The 6,594-nt window shown below is 63.9% G+C and carries 9 protein-coding genes and 1 tRNA gene; 4 read left to right on the top strand and 6 right to left on the bottom strand.

Annotated features, from left to right (window positions below; translation table 11 throughout):
• From JWR89_RS12670 to JWR89_RS12660, 3 genes are all read left to right on the top strand, one after another.
• Window positions 1-683: acetamidase/formamidase family protein (locus JWR89_RS12670; protein WP_299716512.1), on the top strand; the 683-nt coding region annotated here is incomplete at its 5' end.
• Window positions 684-1,078: 395 nt separating this feature from the next.
• Window positions 1,079-1,264 (top strand): hypothetical protein, encoded by a 186-nt coding sequence (locus JWR89_RS12665; RefSeq protein ID WP_299716509.1) that lies wholly within the window; start codon window positions 1,079-1,081, stop codon window positions 1,262-1,264.
• Window positions 1,265-1,383: 119 nt separating this feature from the next.
• A tRNA-Pro gene (locus JWR89_RS12660) sits at window positions 1,384-1,461 on the top strand.
• Between the two features lie 46 nt (window positions 1,462-1,507).
• Here JWR89_RS12660 and JWR89_RS12655 read toward each other — a convergent pair.
• The 6 genes from JWR89_RS12655 to JWR89_RS12630 form a co-directional block, all read right to left on the bottom strand.
• On the bottom strand, window positions 1,508-2,164 hold the full coding sequence (locus JWR89_RS12655; protein WP_299716506.1) for a MerR family transcriptional regulator: 657 nt from the start codon (window positions 2,162-2,164) through the stop codon (window positions 1,508-1,510).
• Between the two features lie 26 nt (window positions 2,165-2,190).
• Window positions 2,191-2,526 carry an integration host factor subunit alpha gene (locus tag JWR89_RS12650; RefSeq protein ID WP_299716503.1) on the bottom strand — a complete coding sequence of 112 codons (336 nt, stop codon included), beginning with the start codon at window positions 2,524-2,526 and terminating at the stop codon, window positions 2,191-2,193.
• 130 nt (window positions 2,527-2,656) lie between these two features.
• A complete protein-coding gene (locus JWR89_RS12645; RefSeq protein WP_299716500.1) occupies window positions 2,657-3,634 on the bottom strand; it encodes a beta-ketoacyl-ACP synthase III in 978 nt (325 codons plus the stop codon).
• The gene (gene plsX, locus JWR89_RS12640; RefSeq protein ID WP_299716497.1) at window positions 3,631-4,689 is read right to left on the bottom strand and encodes a phosphate acyltransferase PlsX; all 1,059 of its coding nucleotides are present in this window, start codon (window positions 4,687-4,689) and stop codon (window positions 3,631-3,633) included. The genes JWR89_RS12645 and plsX overlap by 4 nt, the downstream gene beginning before the upstream one ends.
• Before the next feature lie 261 nt (window positions 4,690-4,950).
• The gene (locus tag JWR89_RS12635) at window positions 4,951-5,562 is read right to left on the bottom strand and encodes a DUF177 domain-containing protein (protein ID WP_299716494.1); all 612 of its coding nucleotides are present in this window, start codon (window positions 5,560-5,562) and stop codon (window positions 4,951-4,953) included.
• On the bottom strand, window positions 5,559-6,131 hold the full coding sequence (locus tag JWR89_RS12630; protein ID WP_299716491.1) for a ubiquinol-cytochrome C chaperone family protein: 573 nt from the start codon (window positions 6,129-6,131) through the stop codon (window positions 5,559-5,561). Before JWR89_RS12630 ends, JWR89_RS12635 begins: the two co-directional genes overlap by 4 nt.
• A gap of 107 nt (window positions 6,132-6,238) precedes the next feature.
• Between JWR89_RS12630 and bamE the strand changes: the two genes are divergently transcribed.
• Window positions 6,239-6,594 (top strand): outer membrane protein assembly factor BamE (gene bamE / locus JWR89_RS12625; RefSeq protein WP_299716488.1); only part of this gene is annotated, 356 nt, incomplete at its 3' end.

Genomic DNA, 6,594 nt, shown 5'->3' with positions numbered 1-6,594 from the left:
ACGTGCTCGAGGTGGAGATTCTCGACGTTCAGTTGCGCCAGGACTGGGGCTACAATTTTATCAAACCGTTGTCCGGCACGATGCCCGACGATTTTCCCAATGCGCGCCGGATCAACATTCCGCTCGACCGCGAACGCATGACCGGCGAGAAGCCCTGGGGCCTCCACTTGCCGCTGGCGCCGTTCTTCGGCGTGATGGGCGTGGCGCCGCCACCGGCCTGGGGCCGCATCACCTCGATCGTGCCGCGCGCCATGGGCGGCAATCTCGACAACAAGGAACTCGCCGTCGGCGCCAAGCTGTTCCTGCCGGTGTTCGTGCCCGGCGCGTTGTTCTCCTGTGGCGACGGCCATGGCGTGCAGGGCGACGGCGAGGTCTGCGTCACCGCGATCGAAACCGCGCTGCAGGGCCGCTTCAGACTGACTGTGCGCAAGGACCTGCGCTTCACCTATCCGCGCGCGGAAACCCCGACCCACTACATGACCATGGCCATGGACCCGGATCTCGACCAGTGCGTGGTGAAGGCCCTGCGCGACATGATCGTGCTGCTCGGCGAGACCCGCAACCTGTCGCGCGAGGACGCTTACATGCTGTGCAGCCTCGCCGCCGACCTCCGCGTCACCCAGACCGTCAACGGCAGCAAGGGCATCCACTGCATGATCGCCAAATCGGTGGTTCATGGCTGAGGCAGCCGTCCCCGCCCGCCGCCACCTTGGAACGGAGATGATTCTGTTAGGATTTAATTAACCACGAAGCCCCAGTGTGGGGTCATCTAAGCGCAGGCCGGATGTACGCCTGCGTCGAATGGCTCGGAGCTCACGCTTCGGGCCATTTTCATGGGGACCACGACCGGCGCCGCTGCCGGTGGCAGGCCGCACCGCCTTAAGACCGCCGCTGTTCGTCGCTCTCCTTGCGGTCGTCGGCCGCCCCGATTGCTTCCATAAGGCCATCGATAGAATATGGGCGCAAAGGTCCAGATCGAGCCGACCCGCCTTTGCGAGCGCTGCCAAAATGTCGTTAGTCAGTCCATCCATGGCGGCATCAAGGGTCACGCGCGTTACTGGCTTCCGGAGTTTTCATAGTGAGCAGTGACGAGTCCGACAGTTCCAGGGACAATGTGAGAATGCTTCTTCTGCAAGGCCGTCTGGATGAGATCGGCTTTGCCCAGGCCGCCGAAGGCCTGCGTCTGATCCGCGCCTTCGGAAAGATTGCGAGCGAAGATGACCGGCGGATCATCATCGAACTGACCGAACGCCTGGGCCGCTAGGCGGATGCGCGAGAGCACCACCTCCCGGTAAGCTCGCGCACGTACAGCACGTGCTCACTGCATTCCTTGCCGCGCTTCTTGCGCCGGGCGCCGATCAAAGCTACACGATGCGACATCGTCGGAGCGTGGCGCAGCCCGGTTAGCGCACTAGTCTGGGAGACTAGGGGTCGGAGGTTCAAATCCTCTCGCTCCGACCATTTTATCTCAACATTATCAATGCGATCAAAGACGGGGCCGTTGGCGTCAGCCGTCCTTCATCGCCGTATCCAGCACCTGCCGGCAGGCGACCAGTTCCTGCAGCACGGCTTCGAGCCGGGCGCGGTCGAGCCGATTCGCCGGGCTTGGCACCGGAGGCATCGGCCGGCTCTCGAGGACGGGCTGAGGCGCCTGCGGCCGTGGCCGATCGACCCGCGGCGCGGCGATTTCCGGTTCGCGGCGAACCGCCATGTCCGATTCGCGCCGTGCGTCCATTTCGGGTTCGCGACGGGCGACTACTGGCGCCAACTCCGCTTCATCATCTTCCTCTTCTTCGGCGATACCAGCATCCGGCGCCGGCGCATCATCGAGGTCGTCTTCCTCGATTACCCGCCGCTTCGCCACTACCTCAGCCGCGAATGCCGGGGCGGCAGCTCCGTCCACCAGCCCCTGCACCGCTTTGATGCCGTTCTCTTTCAGGATTCGCTGCACGCCGCGGATGGTATAGCCTTCGCCATACAGCAGGCGGCGGATGCCGCGCAGCAGATCGACGTCATCCGGGCGATAATAGCGCCGGCCGCCGGATCGTTTCATCGGCTTGATTTGGGTGAACCTGGTTTCCCAGAACCGCAGCACGTGCTGCGGGATATCGAGGTCGTCGGCGACCTCGCTGATGGTTCGGAACGCGTCCGGCGCTTTATCCAAGGGCAGGATCCTCGTGGCTCGCGAACTCAGTCGTCGTGGTCGTCTTTGCCGTTGCTGGCGGCGGTCTCGCCGTTGATGCGCTGCTTGAGAATGGCCGACGGCTTGAACACCATCACCCGGCGTGGCGAAATCGGTACTTCGGTGCCGGTCTTCGGGTTGCGCCCGATTCGCTGGCCTTTCTTGCGCACCATGAAAGAGCCGAACGACGACAGTTTCACCGTCTCGCCCTTTTCCAGGCAATCGGTAATTTCTTTCAATACCAGTTCAACGAACGCAGACGACTCCGTGCGCGACAGACCTACCTTTTGGTAGACCGCCTCACATAGATCGACGCGTGTGACTGTTTTTCCCGTGCCCGTCATCGCCTGCCCCAACTCTCGGCGAACAAAATTCTTGTCGGAAATTATGAGGTTAACGCCGCCCGGTCAACAGCGCTCATCAATGCAGTCGCATCGAAGTTCATGACAATGCGAGATAATTTTTATCTACGAACTACCAGCGAACGAGCGCGGAGCCCCAGGTAAAGCCGCCACCCATGGCTTCGAGCAGCACCAGATCGCCCTTCTTGATGCGGCCATCCGCTACCGCTACCGACAACGCGAGCGGAATCGACGCTGCAGAGGTATTACCATGCAGGTCAACCGTAAGCACCACCTTCTGCGGTGCAATATGCAGCTTGTGCGCGGATGCGTCGATGATGCGCTTGTTGGCCTGGTGCGGCACGAACCAGTCGATACTCTCGGCGTTCGCGCCGGTCGCGTTGAAGGCATCGACGATCACGTCGGTGATCATGCCCACGGCATGCTTGAACACTTCGCGGCCTTCCATCCGGAGATGGCCCGTCGTCTGAGTCGAGGACACGCCGCCATCGACATAGAGTTTCGCCTTGTGGCGGCCGTCCGAGCGCAGATGCGTGGTCAGGATGCCGCGATCGGTGGATAGTCCGGGCTGCTGCTGCGCGTCCAGGATGATGGCACCGGCGCCGTCACCGAACAGTACGCAGGTGCCGCGATCGGTCCAGTCGAGAATCCGCGAGAAGGTTTCGGCGCCGATCACCAGCGCGCGCTTGAAGGCGCCGGTGCGCAAGAAATTGTCGGCGGTTGCCAGCGCGAACACGAAGCCGGAGCACACCGCCTGCAGATCGAACGCTGCACCGTGGTTGATGCCGAGCGCGTGCTGCACCGAGACCGCGGTGGCGGGAAAGGTATTGTCCGGCGTCGATGTCGCCAACACGATCAGGTCGATCGACTGCGCGTCGATACCGGCGTGCGCGATGGCCGCCTGCGCCGCCTTGATCGCCAGATGCGAGGTGAACTCGCCGTCGGCGGCGATATGGCGCTGCCGGATCCCGGTACGCTGCACGATCCACTCGTCGGACGTATCTACTTGGGAGGCCAGTTCGGCATTGGTCAGGATCCGCTCCGGCAAATAGGAACCGCAGCCGAGCACGACCGAACGTATCGCAGTCACGAGACAGCCTCCTGCGCGGGCGTCGCAGCAAGTGCGGTGCCGTCGCGATTGAGCATCAGATTGATCTTGGTGAGGAGATCGTAGCGGACCATGTCATAGCCAACATCGACCGCGTAGGCAAAGCCATCGGCATTGGTGCCGCCATGGCTCTTCACGACGATGCCCTTGAGGCCGAGAAACACGGCGCCGTTGGATTTGCTGGGATCCATCTTGTCGCGAAGCGCCTTGAAAGCGTTCTTGGCGAACAGATAGCCGATCTTCGAGCGCCAGGTTCGGTTCATCGCGGCGCGCAGATATTCGGCGATCTGCCGCGCGGTACCTTCGGCGGCCTTTAAGGCGATGTTGCCGCTGAAACCCTCGGTGACGATGACGTCGGCGGCGCCCTTGCCGATACCGTCGCCCTCGACGAAGCCGATGAACTGCAACTGCGGCAGGTCGGCGGCGCGCAGCAATTCCGCGGCTTCGCGGATTTCCTCGCCGCCCTTGATCTCTTCCACGCCGATATTGAGCAAGCCGACGGTCGGGCGTTCCAGGTCGAACAGCGCGCTGGCCATGGCGCTGCCCATCACCGCCAATGCCTTGAGGTGGTGAGCATCGCCGCCGATGGTGGCGCCGAGATCGAGCACCACCGAGTCGCCGCGCTGGGTCGGCCAGATCGCCGCCAGCGCCGGGCGGTCGATGCCGTCCAGCATGCGCAGGCAGAACCGCGCCATCGCCATCAAGGCGCCGGTGTTGCCGGCGGAAACCGCGACATCGGCCTCGCCTTTTTTCACCGCCTCGATGGCCTGCCACATCGACGACACCCGGCGGCCGCGGCGCAACGCCTGGCTTGGTTTGTCTTCCATGCTGACGGCGACGTCGGTGTGGATGATTTTCGAGACCGCTTTCAGCGCCGGGTGCTTCGCCAGCTCCTTCTCGATCAGCGCGCTGTCGCCGAACAGCAGGAATTCGCTGTCGGGATGCCGGGTCAAGGATATGGCGGCGCCGGGAATGACCACCGATGCGCCGATGTCGCCACCCATGGCGTCAAGCGCGATACGAACCTTTTTCGGCATGGACGTCCCGGAAAACCTGTCTCTGGCAGCCCCGCAGTGCGCGGGCCGCGGACTATGCTCGCCACAACGGACGGCGAGCGGCGAAGGGTGGGTAATAAACCTGTTCGGGTCGGGACAATAGCGTTTCTCTGCCCCGATACAACATCTTGACCGGGCGCTTTTGTCCCGACGGCCCGGGAACGCGGGGAATCGGAACCCGATCGGCCCGGCCTCCCGGTTGAAGTTGAGCCAATCATCCCGGTAGATGCAGTCCTGTTTTGCTCAGTCGTCCCGGTCGTCGCGCGAGCGGCTGATCCAGCCCTTGGGCCTCTCGGCGCCCGGCCCCTCCTTCAGCGCCTTCAGCGCCGCGAACGGGTGCTCCTCGGGGTCGATGTGCTCCACCGGGGGCTCGAACACCGCATCCGGCTTGCGCGGATACGGGTTGAGGCCGAGGAACAGCGCGTCGGTGGCCAGCCGGCCGATATCGATAAAACCGTTCTCGATCGGCTCTGGCGGATCCGGGGTCTCCTCGTCGCTCTCGATGTCCTCATCGACCGATTCGGCCAGTTCGCGGATCTGCGACGGCGGCGCGAACATCAGGTCGATGGCTTCGTCGAAGTCGCTCTCGATCGGGTCCAGCGTCACCACGCAGGTCTGTCCGACCCGGCCCCAGACGCGGCCGGTGACGTGGACATGGCCGCCCTTGATCGGCGTCAGCAGCAGCGAGGCCTTGGCCGAAGCCACCTCGAGCAGCCCGCCCAGCGTCGCCATCGCCTCGCGCTCCTCCGCATTGGCCTCGATGTCGCGCGCCACCCCGGTCTCGGGGATCTGCATCACCGCCAGCGGCACGCTCCACGGGGTGGAGGTGTCAGTCGGACGTTCGGGTCTGCTCATGTCGTTACCAATGTTGCCGCGGGCGACGGGAATCGCCACGCGCCTGTTGTCAATGTCGCCGCGTCGAGCGCCGCGAGGTCGGCCATCGCCGCCTCGACATAGGCCGCCAGCCGCCGGGCATCGTCGATATGGGTGCCATTATAGATATTCTTCGACAGCGCCAGTGCCAGTGGCTCCCTGCCCGCCGCCAGAGCCATATCATAGGCGGCGGCGCGACCGTAAAAGGCGCGGCCGAATTCCTGCATTTTCTTCGGCACCCGCAGGTCGGAGGTGCCCAGCTCGCGCAGATTATCGTCCATGTCACTGCAGAACCGGTCGATCAGCCCCTGCGACAGCGGCTCCTGGGATGGCGCGCCCGGCGTCGCCTCGCTTTTCAGCTTCAATTCGCGCATCACCAGCCACAGGTGCAGCAGCAACATGTCGAAACGACCGTTGACGGTGTCGGCGACCCCAAGGTCCCGATAAAACAGGGGTTCTCGCGCCTGCGCCACGATCATGCCATAGATGGCCCCAATGGTGCCGCGCAACGGCGTCGGGGCTTTCCTGAAGTGATTGAACGGCCAGAACATCTTGGATTCCTCAGGCGCGCCTCCCGGGCACGCGGATGTTGCATTCAGAGGCTCTGCCCGGTACGTCAACGCCTCGCACGATGCAAGAGGATGGGGTCCGCTCCGCGATGACAATTTCGAGCCACACGGGCGCCCAGGCGCAGCCGAAGCGCCTCAGGAGTCCCCTTGGGCGCGGCCTGCGCGGTGCGCTGGTCGCCGCGGCCGTCTGTCTGACGCTGAGCGCGTGCGCCGAGCAGTACCAGAAGGGCTACATCATGCCCATCGGCGCGCTCGAGCAGATTCCAATCGGCGCCAGCCAGGACCAGGTGCTGATCGTGATGGGCACCCCCTCCACCGTCGCTACCCTGAGCGGCGAGGTGTTCTACTACATCTCGCAGCGCGCCGAGCGCGCCGTCGCCTTCATGCCGCAGAAGGTCACCGACCAGCGCGTCGTCGCGATCTATTTCGACAAGAACCGCAAGGT

This window comes from Tardiphaga sp., from assembly GCF_028290785.1.
Taxonomy (GTDB): Bacteria; Pseudomonadota; Alphaproteobacteria; order Rhizobiales; family Xanthobacteraceae; genus Tardiphaga.
This window is presented reverse-complemented; position numbering and strand designations above follow the sequence as displayed.